Consider the following 20,689-nt stretch of genomic DNA (forward strand, 5'->3'; position numbering starts at 1 on the left):
TTTATCTCAGAATTTAATACTAACACGGTGGTTTCCATATTCAAGGGGTTCAAGAAATGTTAGGAGCATTTCTTCCAATTAGTTAGTGTAAGCGTTAATATATGGAGTTGTAGCCTCGAGAAAGCCTCTCAGCATGATATAACGCGTGTCAGTCGTAAATATCAAGATTTTTCTGATATATCAGGGTAAGTTATAACTAAATAAACGAACAAGAAAAAGCTCTCAAGAGAACATTCTCTCCTGAGAGCTTTGATTTTAATATACTCTTTGAATTCTTCCTTCAGACTTGTAGTCGATAGGGGAAGTTAATGATTTAACAAACTTTACGGTCGCGTCTAAATCCACATCTCCCACTTCCATATCGGTAGAAAGCTTTCCAATGCTTGTACTGATATTGCCGTACATATAGTTGTTTACAACTACACTATACTCTTTTGCTGGGTCAATTGGGGTTCCGTCTGGTAAAGTAATGTCCACGACTTTTCCTATTTTTGCCGAATCGTCATATGTGTACGTATACTTGAATCCAGAGATATGATAGTCAAGACCTCTTGTTGTAATTTGTTCATCTAGGATGACACGTAAATCGGCACCACTTAGATTCACTTTGTTCAGGACATTACCAAAAGGCTGAATAGCGAATAGATCACCATATGTGACTTCACCTGCTTCAAGCGGAGAGCGAACCCCACCACCGTTCATTAATGCAAAGTCAGAATCCATGGCCTCTTTCATTCCATCGGCGATTAAGTTACCTAGAGGCAAATCACTATTTTGGCTAGCAACCGTTGGATATCCTTTTTCAAGGGTAGTAAGAGATTGTCCAACCACCTGTGCTTTAATAGGTTCTACCTTTTCTTTGTACTTTTCCATGATGGCAGCAACTTCTGGATCTGGAGTGTACTTATCTTGGTAAACCGTTTTAATTTCAGCTGATTTTTTGAAAATATCTCCTGTGAAAGGGTCGATTTCTAGGTCGACATCAGAGAAAGCAGAGCCGTAAGAATATGCTTGTACAATTAACTTATTGTCTACAACACGATTCACATACTTATGATTGTGAGCGGCAAAAATGATATCAACCTCATCATTTACTTGTTCTGCAATTTTACTGGCATCATATGCATCTGTGTATCCTTCTTGTTCCGCAGGGTTATGGGCAAGAACAACAATCGCTTCTATATCTTGTGCTTTTAATTCAGCTGTGTACTTGTTAATGGCTGCTACTTCATCTGTAATTTGGAGAGTTTCATTGCCTTTTCTAACAATCATAGAAGGAGTTTCTTGAGTAACAACCCCGATCACACCAATCTTTTGTCCACCCGTCTCAAGTACAGTATATGGTTCAGTAATTAACTCATCGTCTCTTGTATCATAAGCATTTGCTGCTACAAGAGGGAAGTTCATTCCGTCATAACCAGGGGTACCGTTTGGATGGTCTCCACCGTTGATGATTCGTTTTAATTCATCAATTCCTTCATCAAACTCATGGTTTCCTAGAGTACCTGCATCAAAGCCGATTGCCTCTAGTACTTCAATTGTTGGTTCATCTTGGAAAAGAGCCGAAATAAGAGGGCTTCCTCCAATCATATCTCCAGCATGCACGATTAATGTATTAGGGTTAGTAGCCTCTTCTTGTTTTAACGCACCAGCGGTATACTCAATTTGTCCAGCCAATGAAGTACCCAATTTGGTTACCGTATCTAGCTGACCATGTAAGTCATTTACACTTAGGAGCTGAACTTTCACTCCACGGTTAAGGTTAATATTAAAAATACCAAATCCACTTGCATCTGTTTTACCAGTATAAGAGAATGGGCTATTTTCACCAATGTATTGCTCTGCCTTTGGTGAAGTGGTAAACGTTACATTCACATCTCCAGAAATAGGTGCGATTGACCAGTTGTTATCAGCTGTTGGTGTAATGACTTTTTCTTCTGAGATATAGTCCATTAAGATTTGACGGTTTTCATCTGCAGAATCAACTACTAGTTCACTGCCCTTTACTCCAGGGAAGTTACCGCCACCACCAGCACGGTAGTTGTTTGTTACAACAATAAATTCTTGTTCAGGGTCAACTGGCTCACCGTTATATTCTAGGTTTATGACACGGCTAGATTCTGGGTTTACTAGATTGCCTTTTGTATCGTACTTAGCAGGCTGTGTTACATCAATTTGATACTCAACTCCATCAATCACATCGAAGTTATAAACAGGGAAGGATGGATTTAAAAGCGATTGTTCCTCTGTTTTGGCTGGATCAATTTGATTGAATTTCCCTGCAGTCATCTCAATCCATTCCTTAACAACCGATCCTTTTACTTTCACAGCCTTTAAAGTGTTGTCGTAAAGGTATAAATCACCAGCGCTACGAATGGTCAAATCGCCTTGCTTAATTTCTGTATATTCTTCAACACCATTTCGTCCTGCTTTAAATGGCGCACCAACAGAAAGAATAGGAAGGTCTTTTAATTCTGGTTTATTTAGACCAATATACTTTTCTACATACCATTTTTGTGCGTTTGTCACCACTTGAATAGAAGGATCATCTTGTACAAGAGCAAAATAACTATAAATATCATCGGTTGTTGTTCCGATAGGAGTGTTAACATATTCAATGGTTGCTTCGTGATCAGCTGTTACTGCTTTTACAATTTTTTCGTCTGGCTTTACTGTATCTATGGCACGTGTAGAAGATTGAGAGTCCGCAACAGACCATTTTCCTTTAATCTTTTGAAGTGTAAGGTCAATAATACCTAGTGCTCCACCACCGTAACCAGCTTGCACAGCTGCAACGCCATTAATGGTTCCTTTTGCATTGTCTACGCCAGGTAGAGGTTGTCCATCCGCACCTTTAAATAATGCATCTAATGAACTAACATCTTTTGCAGGGAATACTTTATGAGTGTGTGAGAATGTAATGGCGTCAATTCCATCAACTTTACTTAGTGCATAGACGGTATCTTCTGAGTTAGCTTCGCTTCCACTAAAGCCAGAGTGAGCCATTGCGATAATCACATCAGCTCCTTCTTCCTTCATCTTTGGTACGAAACGCTCAGCTGATTCTACGATATTTTTTGTAATGACTTTGCCATCTAAGTTTGCTTTATCCCACTCATTAATTTGAGGAGGGACAAAACCGATATAACCGATTTGGATAACAGCTGTTTTGCCGTTTTCATCTTTAACTTTTTTATTAACGATTTTATAAGGTGTATATTTATTTACATCATTGGTTGGATCGTTATCATGATCATCCACATAAACGTTCGCATTAACAAAAGAAAAGTCCGCATCATCATAAACTTCATCAAGATATTCTAAACCGTAGTTAAACTCATGGTTTCCAAGGGTTGCCATGTCATAACCCATTAAGTTCATGGCTTTAATAGCTGGGTGAACTTCTCCGTCCTCTAAAGGATCGATCTTGGCTTTGTAGGTTCCAAGAGGAGTCCCTTGAATGAGGTCACCGTTGTCTACTAATACAGAGTTATCTGCCTGTGCTCGTGCTTCTTTTACAAGAGTTGCCGTTTTTGCTAAACCTAACTTTGGAGCAGTTGCATTTTTGTAATAATCAAAGTCTAATAGATTCGTATGAATATCAGTTGTCTCCATGATTCGAAGTTCAACTTCTGATTGAACTTTTTCAACGGAAGACTTTGCTGCAAGTACATTAGTTGGTATTAACGGTGCTGCGATCATGCTGAGAGCAAGTGTGCTAGATAAAATCTTATTACCTTTCTTTTTGCTTTGCAGTTTCATCGATCCATCCATCCTTATTCTATTATTGAGATATTTAGGGTCTCTAAGGTGTAATATAGCATGGTTATTGTAAAGGTGGTGTTAAAAAATTATTAGGTTTATAAAGTTGATTATATAGTCCTAATTTATAAAATATTCGACAAATTTCTCTTGGATCCATCTACCTTTTAATAAAATAATCTGATGGGTCTATATAATTAGTTTGTTAAAAAATGGTATAAAGTGGAACGGTTGTTCTATTACTAAATTAACTTGACGAGTTGATCATTAGAATTTATAATATTCTGCAAAGAAATGAACGAAGAAGCGATGAGAGGAATTAGTACATCTTGTACATGTGTAAAGAGAGTGGGGTCCTAGGCTGAGAGTCCCTGCCACCGCTGACAGATCGAACCTGTCCTTGAGCAGTTAGCTAAAACTAACCGTTTCCCCTCGTTACGGGGTTTTGAGAGGCATCCTTTTTAAGGTTGCTAAAAAGGTGGTACCGCGGATTAACTCTTCCGTCCTTTTAAGGATGGAGGAGTTTTTTTATTTAGATGGAGAATTTAGAGAATGAGGGATGGAAGTGGCTAAACAGCGCATTGTTGTAAAAATCGGGAGTAGTTCATTAACGAATTCGCATGGTGGTCTATCAAAGAATAAGATCGCCGAGCATGTGGCGGCACTGTCTAAGCTGAAGAAGGAAGGAAACGAAGTGATTCTTATTTCTTCAGGAGCTGTGGCTGCAGGTTTTTCAGTTTTAGGCTATCAGACAAGACCTGTGACCATTGCTGGAAAGCAAGCGGCTGCCGCTGTGGGTCAGGGCTTACTCATGCAAAGCTACTTTGAAGAGTTTGAAAAAGAAGGAATCGTGTCAGCCCAGCTTCTTCTAACAAGAAATGATTTTTCCCAACAAGAACAATACAATAATGCCTATTCCACATTATCTGAGCTATTAAAACGTGGGGTTATACCGATTATTAATGAAAACGATTCGGTAGCGGTAGATGAACTCACATTTGGCGATAATGACATGCTTTCTGCTTTAGTTAGTGGTTTAATTCATGCCGACACGCTCATTATTCTTACGGATATAAATGGCTTGTATGATGGAAATCCACGTAAGGACCCGAACGCTAAAAAGTATAATTTCCTTCCAGAAGTTACAGAGGAAGTTTTAGATGTTGCGGGAGGTTCTGGTTCAAAGGTCGGTACAGGCGGGATGCGTTCGAAGCTTGAGGCAGCCAAAACGGCTTTATCTGTCGGTGTAAAGGTATTTATCGGCAAGGGAGAAGGGACGGATAAGCTATTAGATATCGTTACTGGAAAGGGCGATGGTACCTATATTGGCTATAACCTAGGGACTTCATTAAAAAGTAAGAAACAGTGGATAGGCATTCACTCACAAATTGCTGGGCGAATCGATATTGATTCGGGTGCGGAACATGCTGTCATTCATCAAGGGAAAAGCCTTTTGCCAGCAGGTGTCAAACATGTTGATGGTTCCTTTACGCGCGGTGATGTGGTAGAGGTATGGAATGAAAAAGGTGAGTTAATTGGAAAAGGGCAAATTAATTATACAGTTGATGAACTTTCCAAAATTAAAGGACTTTCAAGTAAAGAAGCAAATATAGTAAATATGCATAATCGGATTGAAGTTATTCACAGAGATAACTGGGTTACTTTTACGAAGGAGAGGAAACAAAGATGACAGAATTATTAGAAAAGGCACGTCTCGCAAGTACTCTAGCAACTAGCTTAGCTCTTTGTACCACCAACCAGAAAAACGATGCATTGCTGCTTATTGCCAATCAGTTAGTAGAGGATACCCCTTTTATTTTACAAGAAAATAAGAAGGATCTTGAGGCTGGAAAGCAAAGCGGGATGGGAGATCACTTACTCGATCGTCTCCAATTAACGGAAGAACGTATTCAAGACATGGCAGAAGGAGTAAGACAAGTAGCTACCTTATCAGATCCTGTTGGAGAGATTCTGGAGGGATGGGATCGCCCAAATGGTCTTCATATTGAGAAAGTCCGTGTTCCTCTTGGAGTTGTCGGAATGATCTATGAAGCAAGACCCAATGTCACGGTTGATGCAGCAAGTCTTTGCCTAAAAACAGGTAATGCGGTGTTGTTGCGAGGAAGTTCATCTGCGATTCATTCAAATAAAGCGATTGTAGCAGTTATTCACCGTGCACTTGAGAAGAGTGAATGTCCAGTGGAAGCGGTGCAGTTACTAGAAGATACAAGCAGAGAAACAGCTTCCCAAATGTTTAAGTTAACAGAGTACCTAGATGTGCTCATCCCTAGAGGAGGAGCAAACCTCATTCAATCCGTTGTAAATAATGCTTCCGTTCCCGTTCTTGAAACTGGGGTGGGGAACTGTCATATTTATATTGATGAAAGTGCTAATCATAAAATGGCCATTGATATTGCCATTAATGCGAAAACTCAGCGTCCATCTGTGTGTAATGCGGCAGAAACGATCCTTGTTCACCAAAAATGGGCAGATCAGCATCTAGAGGATTTAATAAAAGCGTTACAAGAGAAAAAGGTGGAAATACGCGCAGATGAAAAGGCAAGACAAATGGATAAAGATTTACTTCCTGCTACTGAAGAAGATTGGGAAACAGAGTTCTCAAACCTAACAGTAGCGCTTCGAGTGGTATCTCATGTCGATGAAGCAATCAGTCATATTGCTAGCTATGGCTCAAAGCATTCAGAAGCGATCATTTCAGAAACTGCTGAGAATGTAGAGACATTCTTTAATAGAGTTGATGCAGCAGCCCTATATCACAATGCTTCTACAAGATTTACCGATGGCTTTGAATTTGGTTTTGGGGCAGAAATAGGGATTAGTACGCAAAAGCTTCATGCACGAGGTCCAATGGGCTTACCTGCTCTTACCTCTACCAAGTACATTGTTCGAGGAACCGGACAAATAAGAGAATAAAAATAGTCAAAAAGAGAGTAGCAGACTTTTCGAACTACTCTCTTTTTGGTTTAAATTTTTCCCAAAACAAAAGGGTAATTATGGTAGTATATATAGGGAGAACAATCGTATTAACCGAAATGCAATCCTGGTTTAAAGGAGTAAGTATGAAGGAACTTTATACGGAAATTAATAAGAAACTGTATTATTTTACGATAACTGTTGTTATTGCCATTATGTTAATGGGTCTATTAGTAGACAATCCATATTATAGTCAAGATGGATCAGCTTTTTTTCTCCATGCATTATTTCTCACATTCTTTGCTGTTTGTTTATTGTTGTACCCGAGAAATACATCTCATTATTGTCGATTGCTCATCATGATTACATCATTTATGTACTTTTATTCATTATTCTTTTTATATCCTGATACCTGGTCAAACTTTATCTTTTTATGTCTTGTTCCAGCTATATCGATTTTATTTTTTGATCCAAAACTCTTTTACTTTTCACTGGCACTTAATAGTTTTGCGATCCTAATGACGTTCCTATATATCATACTTGTTGATCAAGGTGCTCATTATTCTTATATTCAAGAAGATCTAGTGGGAAATATAATTAATTTTTTTGGTAGTCAAGCCATCATTTACTTTATTTTTTATATTTCCTATGGTCGTTTAAAGAAACAACAACTATATTTTCAACAAATAAAACAGGCAGAGCGTTTGAAGACGACTGGACAACTTGCAGCAGCAGTTGCTCATGAAATCAGAAATCCTTTGACAGTAGTTAAAGGATTTTTACAGTTTTACGAGCAATCCAATGAAGTAGATACTGAGTTGAAGAAACATTTTCATTTAATGGTAGATGAGTTGAATACAGCTGAACAGGTTATATCTCAATTTTTATCGATTGCAAAGCCAGCGAAGGAAAAGGAGCTAGAACCGGTAAATATCAGGCAGGTTCTTCAAAGTGTAACCGATTTGCTCCATTCCTACGGGCTATTACATGATAATCAAATCGAGTTACAAATTGTAGAAGATTCCTATGTCGCAGCTAATACAATTGAGATGAAACAATTATTCATAAATATTATTAAAAATGCAATCGAAGCATCGAATATTGGTGATGTGGTCGTAGTGGCAGCTTCAAAAATAAAGGATATGGTTGAAATTAATATTATTGATTATGGTCAAGGGATGACAGAGAAGGAAATTGAGTCTCTTGGAACTCCATTTTATTCTTTAAAGAGTAAAGGGACAGGACTGGGAATGATGATTTGTTTTAATATCGCAGAGAATTACAAAGGAAAAATAAGCTTCAAAAGTACAAAAGGAAAAGGAACAACCGTTACCATTCGTTTTCCGTCCCTTATATAAACGTCCGAACTCGGGCGTTTTTTTTGTACGCAGTTTTTTAGAAAAGTAGATTGACAGATTTGTATATACAAGTTAGAATGAAAACGTAAACAAAACATGTATATACAAGTTTTCCGAAATGTAAGCGAATTTATTTCCCTTACTTGTTTCATAATAAAATTGTTTGGTAACTTTTTACCAGGGAGGAATACGAATGAGTAATTATACTCAACCAGCAAAAGACTTGCTTGAACATATCGGTGGTAGCGAAAATATTTCCGTTGTTACCCACTGTGTGACAAGAATGCGCTTTGTTTTAAAAGATCCAAAAAAAGCAGATATAGATAAGATTGAGTCCATTAAGCTTGTAAAAGGAACCTTTACTCAAGCTGGACAATTTCAAGTGATCATTGGGAATGAAGTATCGTCCTTCTATAATGAATTTATTAAAATAGCAGGTGTTAGCGATACCTCTAAGGAAGATGCAAAACAAGCAGCAAAGCAGAATATGAACTGGCTTCAAAGAATGATAGCTCACCTTGCAGATATCTTTACTCCATTAATTCCAGCCATCGTTGTTGGGGGGCTTATTCTTGGATTCCGAAATGTAATCGGTGACATCAAAATGTTTGAAGATGGAACAAAGTCTTTAATCGAGATTTCTCAATTTTGGGCTGGAACTCATGCATTTCTATGGTTAATTGGGGAAGCGATCTTCCACTTCTTACCGGTAGGGATTACATGGGCAGTTGCTAGAAAAATGGGAGCAACGCCGATTTTAGGAATTGTATTAGGGATTACGCTTGTATCACCACAGCTATTGAATGCTTATGGTGTGGCAGGTGCAACGGAAGTACCATTCTGGGATTTTGGTTTTGCCAAGATAGACATGATTGGTTACCAAGCACAAGTGATTCCAGCGATTTTAGCAGGTATAGTTCTTTCATTCCTTGAACTAAAACTACGTAAGGTCGTTCCAAATGCGGTTTCCATGATTGTTGTTCCATTCTTTGCCCTAGTACCAACGGTATTAATTGCACATACCGTACTTGGTCCAGTAGGTTGGGCAATTGGTTCTTTCATCTCTGACGTTGTATACTCTGGTTTAACTTCTGCAGTGGGCTGGTTATTTGCAGCTGTATTTGGATTTGCTTATGCACCACTTGTTATTACAGGTTTACACCATATGACGAATGCCATTGATCTACAGTTAATGAGTGAACTTGGTGGAACGAACCTTTGGCCAATGATCGCTTTATCAAATATTGCTCAAGGTTCTGCTGTTCTAGCGATGATTTATATTAACAGAAAGAACGAAGAGGAAAAGCAAGTGTCTATTCCTGCAGCTATCTCTTGTTATCTTGGTGTAACAGAGCCAGCGATGTTTGGTATTAACTTGAAATACGGCTTCCCATTCCTAGCTGCCATGATTGGTTCATTGGTAGCAGCTGTGATCTCGGTAGGAAGCAATGTTATGGCAAACTCCATTGGAGTGGGTGGTCTTCCTGGAATTCTTTCGATCCAACCACAGCATATGTTAACATTCGCTATTGCGATGGTTGTTGCAGTCGTTGTACCATTCATCTTAACGGTTGTATTTGCCAAGATGAATATTGGAAAAGTATCTTTTAAAAGAAAATAATGTCGAGAGGAACAATTCTTTGTTCCTCTTTTACTATTAAATAAGGGCTGGTGCTACAAAGATGACTCAACCTTGGTGGAAAAAAGCAGTTGTATATCAAATTTATCCAAAAAGCTTTAATGATACGACGGGAAATGGTGTAGGAGATATTAAGGGGATTATTGAGAAATTAGATTACTTGGCAACGCTTGGGGTAGATGTGGTTTGGTTAACACCAATATATGAGTCTCCACAGCGTGACAATGGATATGATATTAGTGATTATTTCCGTATCTATGAGCCGTATGGGACGATGGAAGACTTTGATTCTTTATTAAAAGAAGCTCATAACCGCGGGATTAAAATTATTATGGATATCGTTGTAAACCATACATCAACGGAGCATCAATGGTTTATTGAATCGAAGTCTTCAAAGGACAACCCGTACCACGAGTATTATATATGGAAGGATGCGAAAAATGGCGGGGCTCCGACCAACTGGGAGTCAAAGTTCGGCGGAAATGCGTGGCAATATGATGAACAAACCGATCAATACTATTTACACTTGTTTGATGTGACTCAAGCGGACTTGAATTGGGAGCATGAACCGGTTCGTCGAGAAGTTTACGATATGATGAAATTTTGGCTAGATAAAGGGGTGGACGGCTTCCGTTTAGACGTGGTGAATTTGCTCTCTAAGGATCAGCGCTTCTTAGACGATGATGGATCAACCGGTCTTGGAGATGGTCGTAAATTCTATACAGATGGTCCCAAAATTCATGAGTACCTACATGAAATGAATCAAGAGGTATTTTCTCACTATGACATCATGACCGTTGGAGAAATGTCTTCTACTTCTATTGATAACTGTATTAAGTATACAAACCCAGAGCGAAAAGAGTTGGATATGACCTTCAGCTTCCATCATTTAAAGGTTGATTATCCAAATGGAGAGAAGTGGACAAAGGCAGACTTTGATTTCTATAAGCTGAAGCAAATCTTATCTGACTGGCAAGTGGAAATGAATAAGGGTGGCGGTTGGAATGCCTTATTCTGGTGTAACCATGATCAGCCAAGAGTGGTGTCGCGTTTCGGAAATGACAAGGAATATCATAAAGAGTCAGCTAAAATGCTTGCCACAGTCATTCATATGATGCAGGGTACTCCTTATATTTATCAGGGAGAAGAATTTGGAATGACTAACCCCAATTTCACTTCTATTAATGAGTATCGTGATGTGGAGTCATTAAACATCTTTGAGATTCTCAAAGGAAAAGGCATGGCCGAACAAAATATTCTAGATATCTTAAAGCAAAAATCACGTGATAATTCGAGAACACCTGTTCAATGGAATGATGAGGAGAATGCAGGCTTTACAACGGGTACTCCTTGGATTCAACCAGCAGCAAACTACAAAGAGATTAACGCAGAAAAGGCAATGGCCGACCAAGATTCAGTTTTCTATCATTATCAAAAGCTTATCCAGTTAAGAAAAGAGTACGATATCGTGACAGACGGAAATTATGAGTTGCTTTTAGCCAATCATGATGCTATTTTTGCTTATATACGAAACAATGGTGATGAGAAGTTACTAGTTGTGAATAATTTTTATTCCAAAGAAGTAGAGTTTCTATTACCTGAGCAAGTGGATACGGAAGGTGTAACGAGCAAGATTTTATTATCCAACTATGCTGACTCATCAGAAGATATGAAGCAAATGAAATTAAGACCGTATGAGTCTGTTGTGTACTATTTAAAAAAGTAAACTGGAGTTTTTAACATGACAAATAAGTATTTAACGATCCATAACGATATTGTACAGCAAATAGAAGCAGGGAGAATTGCCCCTAATACACTTTTGCCCTCTGAGCATGAGTTAAAGGACCGTTACAATACCTCGAGAGAAACGATCCGAAAGGCACTTAACCTACTGTCACAAAACGGGTATATACAAAAAGTGCGCGGAAAGGGCTCGATTGTCATTAAAAGCACAAAAGTAGATTTTCCAGTATCTGGTCTAGTCAGTTTTAAAGAATTAGCAGATAAAATGGGACAAAAGCCGGTCACCATAGTTCACGAACTGTCGCTAATGAAACCTGATCCATTCATCATGAAGCAGTTAAATTTGTCTAGTAAGGACCAGATCTGGCAAGTATTTCGTGTGAGGGAAATGGGTGGGGAGAAGGTTATCCTTGATAAGGATTATCTGAATAAAAAATTTGTTCCTGCTTTAACAAGAGAAATTTGTGAGCACTCCATTTATGACTATCTTGAAAATGACCTTCAGCTAAGTATCAGCTTTGCGAAAAAAGAAATTATCGTGGAAGAACCGACAGAGGAAGACCGGAAGCTATTAGATTTAGATGGTCATCACAATATAGTGATTATAAAAAATTATGTGTATCTGGATGATGCGAGTTTGTTTCAGTACACCGAATCCAGGCACAGACCAGATAAATTCCGCTTTGTTGACTTTGCGAGAAGAAATCATCTATAAGGCGAACCCGCCTTCTAGTTTTATAGAAGGGTTCCGTTTTCGGTTGCTCTAATGAAAGGACGTATGAATATACGTCTTTTCTTTGTTTAGGTTAACGTTTCTACGTAATTAGATTAACTTGTTAGGTCAAGAGGGTCCGTACTATCGATTGGGGATCACCTGTGCTGATAAACGGAGAAATTCCGTTTAAATTAGAATTTATTAATAAAAAAGGCTAAATAAACGGAGAGATTCCGCCTATTGCCTTGAAAAATTCGAAAAAGGGGGATTTTCCTTTGTATAAGCGAAAAACCTCCCCTTATTTATCCCAAAACGAGCTCCATTCTGCATTTAACCGAAAAATCTCCGTTTATTTTACTATTGATGGTTACTGGATTAAGGACAAGCCCTTGCTTTGTATCGATTACGCTTCCGAATTAATCATATTTACAATTTTTTCGCATATCTCATGAGTGATAAGAGAGTCGTCGATAGATGGGTCTGGTGTAGAATGTGTTTGAACGCATTCAATAAAATGGTCCATAAGCTGGTAAAAACCACGCTTATATAGCGTCGGTTCCCAGTCACCGAATTTTGTTATGCTAACTTCTTTATCATGATATCTGGTTGTTTCTACTAAGCTATTCACGACAAATTTCTGATGCCCACACATATATTCAATGATTTCCTCTGTTACACCACCGTTACGATTCATGATTCCGATGGCTATACAACCATGACCAATTAGCTGGATAACGAGCTGATTTAGTGTGTCACCGCTTCTTACATACTCAACCTTTACATCTTTAACCTCAGTATCCATAAGAAACCGCAGCGTATCAACGACATGGATAAAATCCTCTACTACAAATCTACGTACATAATCAGGAGCTGCAAAGCGATTCTTTTGCATGATAATCAGGTTTGGTTTCCCGTGTTCCTTTAGTTCTTTCACACGAGGGATAAATCGTCTGTTAAAACCCACCATGGCAATTTTCCCCTTGTCCTTAGCTAACCTAACAATTCTCTCTGTTTCATGAAAGTTCATCGATATGGGCTTATCAATGTATGTATGAATCCCATGATCAAGCAACTTTTCTGCTATTTCAAAATGTCCCTCTGTCGCTGTGCTAACAATGGCAGCATCAATTTCTTTTGAAAGTAATTCGTCAATCGTCTTCGCTGTTTCTTGAACACGGTATTTGTTAGAAAGACGATTAAGTGTCTCTACATTTCTCGTACAAAGGACAAGCTCAATTCCTTCTTTTTCAGAAAGAACGGGTATATATGCTTTTTTTGCGATATCTCCTAATCCAATGATTCCAATTTTCATAAAAACTCCTCATTTCTATACTTATAAAAAACCCCACAATTCCTATTGTGGGGCATAAATTCTTAAATCTCAATATCTACACCGATGCTATCAAGTCTTCCAACTTCGCGGATGAAGGCAGCAACTTCTTGGTGTTGTTCATTTATTGTATAGGCTTCAACGGCAGCCACATTTTCGAAGCGAACCATGAGAATGACCTGATATTCTTTACTTTTTTCAGAAAGATTGAATGCAGCTTGAACTTCAACTACTCCAGTAATTACTTTTTCCAATGCTTTAAAGCGTTTGATGACTTCTTCCATTTGTTCCTGTGTTGTTGTTTCAGCGAACTTTAATAATACAGTACGTTGTATCATGTTGAACCTCCTATTAATTACATTTTCTTTTCTTGTATTCTATAATGTTCGAGCATATATATCAATAAATACACGAATTTCCATTTTTACTACAGAAAAGGTGTTCATTCGGCAAAATTATTTTCAAGATGAGACAAAACTAGTCAAAGGGGAAAATTCTCATTCCTAGAAATTAAACTAGTACGCAAATTTCTAGTAGTTTTTACTAGATAGTTATATAGAAAGCTAGTTTTAAGGGAGGAATACTTGTTGAAGATAGCTAAGAACATAAAAAGTATTTTGGGAGTTCTCTTAATTACTCTGTGGATATTTACAACAGCTGTCCCAATTCAAGCGATAGTGAAAAATGATGAGGGGCAATCTTCTGTTACCGTAGACAGTGAGAATGCTTTTATACAGTTTGGAGATGCAAAAATTGCTTCCTATGAGGGAACAATCTCTGATCCATTAAAAGTGGAGGGAGATCTAATGGACCTGAATAATGTGGTGAATCCATCAGTGTTAGCCTACCCGTCCTCCTTAAGCTTTGGATTAGTTCGCCCGGTTGGAAATCAAACGTATAAGATGACCGTTACGTTAACGAACCCAACTAACGAGGAGTTAGCATATACCATTAGCAATGATAAAAATGTAAAAGTGACTGATATGGAAGTAACCATTCCTGCTAAAAAAAGTATGGATATTACGGCAGAAGTGGTGAAACATGGTACTCATGCAAGTGGCCAAGAAGGTACACCAACTTTCGTTAGCGGTTACTTGGATGTAAGCTCATCTGAGGGTAAAATTCGTATTCCATATCAATATGTTATTTATAACCGTTAAAATATATATAAGGAAATTGCCGGGGGGAAGGGCAATCTCCTTTTTCAAAGTTAAGAGATATTATTATTATTATTAAGGTTATGCTGTAAAATTCCCATCATAACTTAGCATAATGGCGGATCTTACTCCATCCATTTCGGAAATATTGTTGATGAAGCTCATGTCATTTTCCCTTACGCGGATTTCATAAGTGACTTCATACTCATTACCTGGCATTACGGATTTTGATTTAATCGTATGCTTTTTCGAATTCTCTGATACGACATGTTCTAATGACTTTTCAATCGAGTGGCCATTGTATCGTACGACTAATAGATATGGATTTTCCACTTTAATACGATTTCCAAAGAAGATTAGAATGGCTCCAATGAGTAGTGAACCAAGAACAGCAAGTGGCACAAAGCCAGCTCCGCTAAGAATACCTACAATAATAGCCCAGAACAAGTAGACGATATCAATTGGGTCTTTGATCGGTGTACGGAAACGAACGATGGATAAGGCACCAACCATACCAAGTGATAATAATACATTAGATGAGATACCGATAATGACTAATGATGTGGCCATTGACATAACAATAAGTGAGATATTAAAGGTGTGTGAATAGATCACACCTGTGAACGTCTTTTTATATACCCAATAGATAAAGAGACCAATGACTAATGATGCGAATAATCCAATTAAGGAATCGACGATTGAAAAGCTGCTCGTTTGTTCAAGAAACTTAGACTTAAAAATATCCTGAAAATTAATTGTATCCATTTTTTATTCCTCCAATGATGTTAACCGAACATACGGCTTATTTGATATTTTGAATAAGTGCCTCTTCGTCTGTCATGAAGCTGAACTAACTGCTTGATGACATCAGGTAAAAACTCATCGTACTTTACTTCTAAAATGACAATACCAGGGGTCGTTTCTACCATTGGTACATCTGGATTTAAAAGATTATTGTTTCGAAAGCTTGTCTTAACGGAGCTATCGAATGTGACTCGGACATTCCCATACTCGTAAATGAAAACCTCTCTCTCATAATCCACAATGGTCACGGGTTTGATTTGTAGGAGATTCATCTGCATATATAAATCTCTCATCAATGGTCGTGAATCATTTTCCATCCAAGCGATGTCACCGATTCTTACCTTTTCGTATTCATCAATGGTCATACGACATTTTTGTTTATAGGTCATATTGTTTCGTTTGCTCTTTTTTTCGAGATTAATGTAGCTCGTGTTATGGTCATACAGACGAACACGGAACTTATCTCGTTCGAAAAAACCTTCCTTCTTTTGTTGAAGCACTTTATTATCAAAATTATCGAAGTATACACTTCGGATTAAGTATTTCCCGTCATTATTAGCGTTTGGGTCAGCCGTCATCACATGCTGTAACTTGCTTCTTAATAAGTAGCAATCCATTTTTGTGATTTCATGCTTAAGTTCATATCTTCCTTGAACGCCATTTAAGGTCATTGCCTTCAACCTGTTCAACTCCTTTATGTTAGCGGCTTGATTCACATTATCGGTGGGCAACCTTAAACAAACCTTAAAAGGGAAATGACAATTGAAATTTTTTGAAAAGGAAAGCTAGTAAAATAGTAGTAATAATTTTTTCCGTTGAGAAACGGAAAAAAGATAGATATAAATGAAATCGCTTTCAATGTAATATGAAATCAACAAGAAGATAACAACACATCTTCTTAATCAAAAGAACTTATCTCTGAATAATTTACTAATAAGCAATAAAACACTTTAGGAGGAATTTATGATGAACATTCTATTATGCTGTGCAGCAGGTATGTCTACAAGTTTACTAGTAACAAAAATGGAAGCGGCTGCAAAAGATCAAGGACTTGACTCAAAGATTTGGGCGGTAAGTGCGGATCAAGTAAAAGCGAACATCGATCAAGCGGATGTACTTCTTCTTGGACCACAAGTTCGTTACCTTTTACCTCAAATGCAACAACTAGGAAAAGAAAAGAATATCCCAGTTGATTCTATTAACCCAATTCACTACGGAATGTGTAATGGTGCAGAAGTATTAAAAACAGCAGTATCTCTAAAAAATAAGTAATTCTATTAAATACTCTATAAGTAGAGAAGGGAATGAAACGTGATGAATAAATTTCTAGGTTTCCTTGAATCAAAGTTTATGCCTTTTGCTGGTAAATTAGCGGCACAAAGACACTTAGGTGCCTTAAAAGATGGAATCATCCTAGCAATGCCAATGATTATTATCGGTTCTGTATTCCTAATCTTAGGTTTTCTACCGATTCCTGGTTATGCTGAATTCATGGCAAGTGTGTTCGGAGATCAATGGTTAGCGAAATTAATGTATCCAACCGATGCGACGTTTAACATGATGGGTCTTATCGCAGCATTCGGTATTGCGTATCGTCTAGCTGAGCGTTATGGCATTGACGCCATTACAGCTGGGGTCATCTCACTGTGTGCGTTCTTACTAGCTACACCTTTCAATGTTCCGTTTACTCCAGATGGAGCAACAGAAGCAATTGCAGTTGGCGGAGCGATTCCAGTTGCATTTATGGGAAGTAAAGGACTTTTCGTTGCGATCTTAATCGGTTTATTCTCAACAGAAGTGTATAACTTCATTCTTAAGAAAAATATCGTTATTAAAATGCCAGATAGCGTTCCACCGGCAGTAAGTAAATCGTTTGTTGCACTTGTTCCTGGTTTTATTGTTATTACTTTTATCTTCGTAGTTCGTTTAGTGATTGAATACTTTGGAATCAGCAGTATTCACGACGTAGTTCAATTAGTACTTGGTAAGCCACTTGGATTATTAGGTGGAAGCTTAATCGGTTCAATTGTTGCCTACATGCTTATTATGATGCTTTGGTCAGCAGGTCTTCACGGAACAAACATCGTTGCAGGTGTACTAAGCCCAGTATGGTTAATGGCTACAGAAGAAAACCAAATTGCGTTCCGTGCTGGTGAAGAATTACCAAATATCTTTACATCACAATTCTTTGAAGTATTCGTCAACATTGGTGGTACTGGTGCTACATTTGGTCTAGCTATGCTCATGCTTTTCTGGGCAAAGAGCCAACAAATGAAGGCGCTTGGTAAATTATCGGCTGGTCCTGGTACATTCATGATCAACGAGCCAATCATTTTCGGTACACCAATCGTAATGAACCCATTACTAATCGTACCATTCTTCTTAACACCAATCGTGTTAATCATTGTGACTTACTACTCTATGAAATTAGGTTTAGTTGCGAAGCCAGCAGGTATTGCAATTCCTTGGACAACGCCGCCAATTATCGGTGGATACCTTGCAACTGGAGGTAAAATTTCAGGAGCGGTTATGCAGGCTGTCAACGTCGTTATCGCTTTAGCTATCTACTTCCCGTTCTTCAGAATGTGGGATAAGATGAAGCAACAAGAAGAAGGCGGAGCAAATAATTCATCTAAAGTGAGCTAATTCATATCAAGACATAAAAACAATTAGTCTCACATGAGTACATGTGAGACTAATTTTATACGGAGGGTTTTAAAATGGCATCTATGGAGGAAACGATATTTCAGATTATTTTACATGGTGGAAATGGGAAGAGCTGCTCAATGGAGGCAATTGCAGCTGCGAAGCGTGGAGACTTTACTGAAGCCCGAGCAAAGTTGCAAGAAGCGGCAGATGCCCTAAACGAGGCACACCATGTTCAAACATCATTAATCCAGGGTGAAATCAGAGGAGAAAAAGTAGAAATCTCTCTATTAATGGTTCACGCACAGGATCATCTCATGAATGCCATTACCATGAAGGATTTAGCAACAGAATTTGTGGATTTATATGAGACGATTAAGTTAGAAAAGGTATCTGGCTAATGATAATAGTCAAAAATGATTAAAGGTGTGGGTTAAAACAATCCATGCCTTTATTTTGTTTTAAAAAAGAAGACCACATATGTGATCTTCTATTTTGGTAATTTCACTTTAAAGGTGGTTCCTTTGTTTTTATTTTGACTTGCCTTGATTGTTCCTTCATGCTGCTTAACAATCCAGTGAGCAATAGATAATCCTAGGCCGACTCCACCCGTTTCTCTTGAACGAGCTTTATCTTCGCGATAAAAGCGGTCAAATATATATTTCATATTTTCTTCCTTGATTCCGATCCCCGTATCACTCACTTCAAATACAATTTTGTGATCTTCTTCATATGTTTTCACACCAATACTATCATTTTCGCCGGTATACTTTAACGCATTATCAAGCAAAATGACAAGAAGTTGATGTAGTCGGACTTCATCGGCTTCCATTTTCATGTCGCAATTCAGCTTAAGCCATAAATGCTTGTCCTGTGATTCCGCAATTTCGATATAAGGAGCACAAACGTTTTTCACAAAGGTATCCACATGAATGGTTTGCTTCACCAGCTGTGTTTCAGCAGAATCCGCACGAGCAAGGGTTAATAAATCAGAAGTAAGCTTCGATAGTCTTCTAGTTTCGGATAAGCTTAGTGCAATATTTTCAAACTTGTTCGCTATTTTCTCCTGAGGGGAAGTTAACAAAAGCTCGAGTTTATTTTGAATAATCGTCAAAGGTGTTCGTAATTCATGTGAGGCATTCTCCACAAACTCAGCTTGCTTTTTCCATGATAGAATAATTGGTTGCATCATCTTTTTCGATAAAATATAACTAGCTGAAATAGAAAGAACGATAAAGACGATAGAAAAAATAATGATTAGCTTTTGGAAATTATTGATGATTGTTTCTTCCGCGTCGGTATTGATCAGTAATTGTACATAGGCCACTTCATCATCTTCGTTTGTATCTTCAAACAGCAAATATCGAAAGTGGTATTGATCGTCTATAGTTATATTGGTTACCGTATCAAGATTGTTTTTATCTAGAGTAAAGTCTTGTAAATAACTTTCGTAAAATAATGATCCAATTTGATCTCCCTCAATAATTTCACCATCTTTATCCCAATTTAAGATAAAAATACGTGGGTTTTTGATTGCCCTTTGGTCGTTATTTGGAGGAGTACGATCGATACTATCTAAAGGTCGGTCTCCATTAGTAATATCTGATAATTCACTCATATGCTTCTCTTTTACCATTAAAAGTTCTTCGTCCGTCTTTTTAAATAAAGTTCCTTGAACCTGGCTGAAAATAATAATTCCAAAAATCGTGAAAATAATCGTAAAAGCAATAAGGTTAAAGATCATAAACTTGAGCTGTTGGCTTCGGAAGATTTTCTCCTTAAACATTTCCTTCACCATCAGAAAGCATATAGCCTAACCCTCGGAAGGTTTTGATATATTGATCATAATCGTATTTTTTTAAGTTTTTACGTAAGTTACTCGCATACACTTCCACAACCGTCGTTGACGTATCTGACTCAAATCCCCATATTCGGTCAAAAATCTGTTCCTTCGTTAAAATTGTATTTTTATTATTGATTAAATACTCAAGTAAATCGAACTGTTTTCCATTAAGTTTTATCACTTCTTCCCCAATTGACGCCGTTTTGTTTTTTAAGTTTAACTGTAATTCTTTAAAGGACAGAATATTTTCTTTAAAGGAGCCAACCGACCGGCGTACCATTGCTTCTAAACGAAGTAAAAGTTCTTCACGATGAAAGGGTTTGACTAAGTAATCGTCTGCACCCACCTTAAATCCTTTGATCTTATCATCTATGCCGTCTTTTGCCGTTAAGATAATCACAGGCGTCGTAATATTCTTCTTTCGGAGTTCCTCAAGTACCTCGTATCCGTTCATATGTGGCATCATGATGTCTAATATAATCACATCAAATATATTTTGTTCCGCTAAGTACAATCCTTCTTCACCATCAAATGCTTGTTCAATCTGAAACATTTCCTTTGTGGTTTCCTTAATTGATTCCGAGAGGACTTTGTCATCTTCTATAATTAATAAATTCAATTTTGTCGCCTCCTTTACCGAATTGTTTTTCATGAGTTAATTAAGTTCGATTATAGGGGCAAATGCGTGAAATGCAAATTATTTCTTGTTTATAAATTTTTTTAAGGTTTTGTTAAGGTTGGACAAACATAATAGGCTT

General features: G+C 37.7%; 17 protein-coding genes and 1 other annotated feature. Of the genes, 10 read left to right on the forward strand and 7 right to left on the reverse strand.

Annotation, left to right across the window (positions count from 1 at the left end):
- Positions 1 to 255: 255 nt before the first annotated feature.
- On the reverse strand, positions 256 to 3,762 hold the full coding sequence (locus tag ACFFHF_RS00505) for a bifunctional 2',3'-cyclic-nucleotide 2'-phosphodiesterase/3'-nucleotidase (RefSeq protein WP_377057375.1): 3,507 nt from the start codon (positions 3,760 to 3,762) through the stop codon (positions 256 to 258).
- 300 nt (positions 3,763 to 4,062) lie between these two features.
- Positions 4,063 to 4,273 (forward strand) — a binding site (T-box leader).
- A 54-nt stretch (positions 4,274 to 4,327) separates the two neighbouring features.
- Here ACFFHF_RS00505 and proB point away from each other — a divergent pair.
- The 6 genes from proB to treR all read left to right on the forward strand — a co-directional run bounded on the left by proB (position 4,328) and on the right by treR (position 12,151).
- A complete protein-coding gene (gene proB / locus ACFFHF_RS00510) occupies positions 4,328 to 5,452 on the forward strand; it encodes a glutamate 5-kinase (RefSeq protein ID WP_377057376.1) in 1,125 nt (374 codons plus the stop codon).
- Positions 5,449 to 6,696, forward strand: a complete 1,248-nt coding sequence (locus tag ACFFHF_RS00515; RefSeq protein ID WP_160547732.1) for a glutamate-5-semialdehyde dehydrogenase — start codon at positions 5,449 to 5,451, stop codon at positions 6,694 to 6,696. Before proB ends, ACFFHF_RS00515 begins: the two co-directional genes overlap by 4 nt.
- An 80-nt stretch (positions 6,697 to 6,776) precedes the next feature.
- A complete protein-coding gene (locus ACFFHF_RS00520; RefSeq protein WP_377057377.1) occupies positions 6,777 to 8,054 on the forward strand; it encodes an ATP-binding protein in 1,278 nt (425 codons plus the stop codon).
- A 193-nt stretch (positions 8,055 to 8,247) separates the two neighbouring features.
- Positions 8,248 to 9,675, forward strand: a complete 1,428-nt coding sequence (treP, locus tag ACFFHF_RS00525; RefSeq protein ID WP_377057379.1) for a PTS system trehalose-specific EIIBC component — start codon at positions 8,248 to 8,250, stop codon at positions 9,673 to 9,675.
- A gap of 61 nt (positions 9,676 to 9,736) precedes the next feature.
- Positions 9,737 to 11,419: an alpha,alpha-phosphotrehalase gene (treC, locus tag ACFFHF_RS00530; RefSeq protein ID WP_377057380.1), complete on the forward strand. Its 1,683-nt coding sequence runs from the start codon at positions 9,737 to 9,739 to the stop codon at positions 11,417 to 11,419.
- Between the two features lie 15 nt (positions 11,420 to 11,434).
- Positions 11,435 to 12,151, forward strand: coding sequence for a trehalose operon repressor (treR, locus tag ACFFHF_RS00535; protein ID WP_377057381.1), 717 nt, complete (start codon positions 11,435 to 11,437; stop codon positions 12,149 to 12,151).
- 403 nt (positions 12,152 to 12,554) lie between these two features.
- Here the strand turns inward: treR and ACFFHF_RS00540 are convergent, their stop codons facing one another.
- Both ACFFHF_RS00540 and ACFFHF_RS00545 read right to left on the reverse strand, forming a co-directional pair.
- Positions 12,555 to 13,463 (reverse strand): Gfo/Idh/MocA family protein, encoded by a 909-nt coding sequence (locus tag ACFFHF_RS00540; protein ID WP_377057383.1) that lies wholly within the window; start codon positions 13,461 to 13,463, stop codon positions 12,555 to 12,557.
- 62 nt (positions 13,464 to 13,525) lie between these two features.
- Positions 13,526 to 13,819, reverse strand: a complete 294-nt coding sequence (locus ACFFHF_RS00545; RefSeq protein WP_160547737.1) for a Dabb family protein — start codon at positions 13,817 to 13,819, stop codon at positions 13,526 to 13,528.
- A 249-nt stretch (positions 13,820 to 14,068) separates the two neighbouring features.
- Between ACFFHF_RS00545 and ACFFHF_RS00550 the strand changes: the two genes are divergently transcribed.
- The gene (locus ACFFHF_RS00550; RefSeq protein ID WP_377057384.1) at positions 14,069 to 14,641 is read left to right on the forward strand and encodes a hypothetical protein; all 573 of its coding nucleotides are present in this window, start codon (positions 14,069 to 14,071) and stop codon (positions 14,639 to 14,641) included.
- 78 nt (positions 14,642 to 14,719) lie between these two features.
- On the opposite strand, the gene ACFFHF_RS00555 is transcribed toward ACFFHF_RS00550, so the two are convergent.
- Positions 14,720 to 15,403 (reverse strand): DUF4956 domain-containing protein, encoded by a 684-nt coding sequence (locus tag ACFFHF_RS00555; RefSeq protein WP_340906068.1) that lies wholly within the window; start codon positions 15,401 to 15,403, stop codon positions 14,720 to 14,722.
- Between the two features lie 20 nt (positions 15,404 to 15,423).
- Entirely contained in the window at positions 15,424 to 16,122 is a 699-nt protein-coding gene (locus ACFFHF_RS00560; RefSeq protein WP_377057385.1) for a polyphosphate polymerase domain-containing protein, read from the reverse strand.
- Positions 16,123 to 16,408: 286 nt separating this feature from the next.
- On the opposite strand from ACFFHF_RS00560, the gene ACFFHF_RS00565 reads away from it, so the two are divergent.
- From ACFFHF_RS00565 to ACFFHF_RS00575, 3 genes are all read left to right on the forward strand, one after another.
- On the forward strand, positions 16,409 to 16,714 hold the full coding sequence (locus ACFFHF_RS00565) for a PTS sugar transporter subunit IIB (RefSeq protein ID WP_160547740.1): 306 nt from the start codon (positions 16,409 to 16,411) through the stop codon (positions 16,712 to 16,714).
- Positions 16,715 to 16,756: 42 nt separating this feature from the next.
- Entirely contained in the window at positions 16,757 to 18,088 is a 1,332-nt protein-coding gene (gene celB / locus ACFFHF_RS00570) for a PTS cellobiose transporter subunit IIC (protein ID WP_377057428.1), read from the forward strand.
- Positions 18,089 to 18,162: 74 nt separating this feature from the next.
- Positions 18,163 to 18,489 carry a PTS lactose/cellobiose transporter subunit IIA gene (locus ACFFHF_RS00575; RefSeq protein WP_251522890.1) on the forward strand — a complete coding sequence of 109 codons (327 nt, stop codon included), beginning with the start codon at positions 18,163 to 18,165 and terminating at the stop codon, positions 18,487 to 18,489.
- Between the two features lie 89 nt (positions 18,490 to 18,578).
- Here ACFFHF_RS00575 and ACFFHF_RS00580 read toward each other — a convergent pair whose 3' ends face one another.
- The gene (locus ACFFHF_RS00580; RefSeq protein ID WP_160545956.1) at positions 18,579 to 19,874 is read right to left on the reverse strand and encodes a sensor histidine kinase; all 1,296 of its coding nucleotides are present in this window, start codon (positions 19,872 to 19,874) and stop codon (positions 18,579 to 18,581) included.
- Positions 19,867 to 20,550: a response regulator transcription factor gene (locus ACFFHF_RS00585; RefSeq protein WP_377057386.1), complete on the reverse strand. Its 684-nt coding sequence runs from the start codon at positions 20,548 to 20,550 to the stop codon at positions 19,867 to 19,869. The genes ACFFHF_RS00580 and ACFFHF_RS00585 overlap by 8 nt, the downstream gene beginning before the upstream one ends.
- Positions 20,551 to 20,689: the final 139 nt, after the last annotated feature.

It is taken from the genome of Robertmurraya beringensis, from assembly GCF_042433785.1.
In the GTDB taxonomy this organism is placed as follows: domain Bacteria; phylum Bacillota; class Bacilli; order Bacillales; family Cytobacillaceae; genus Robertmurraya_A; species Robertmurraya_A beringensis.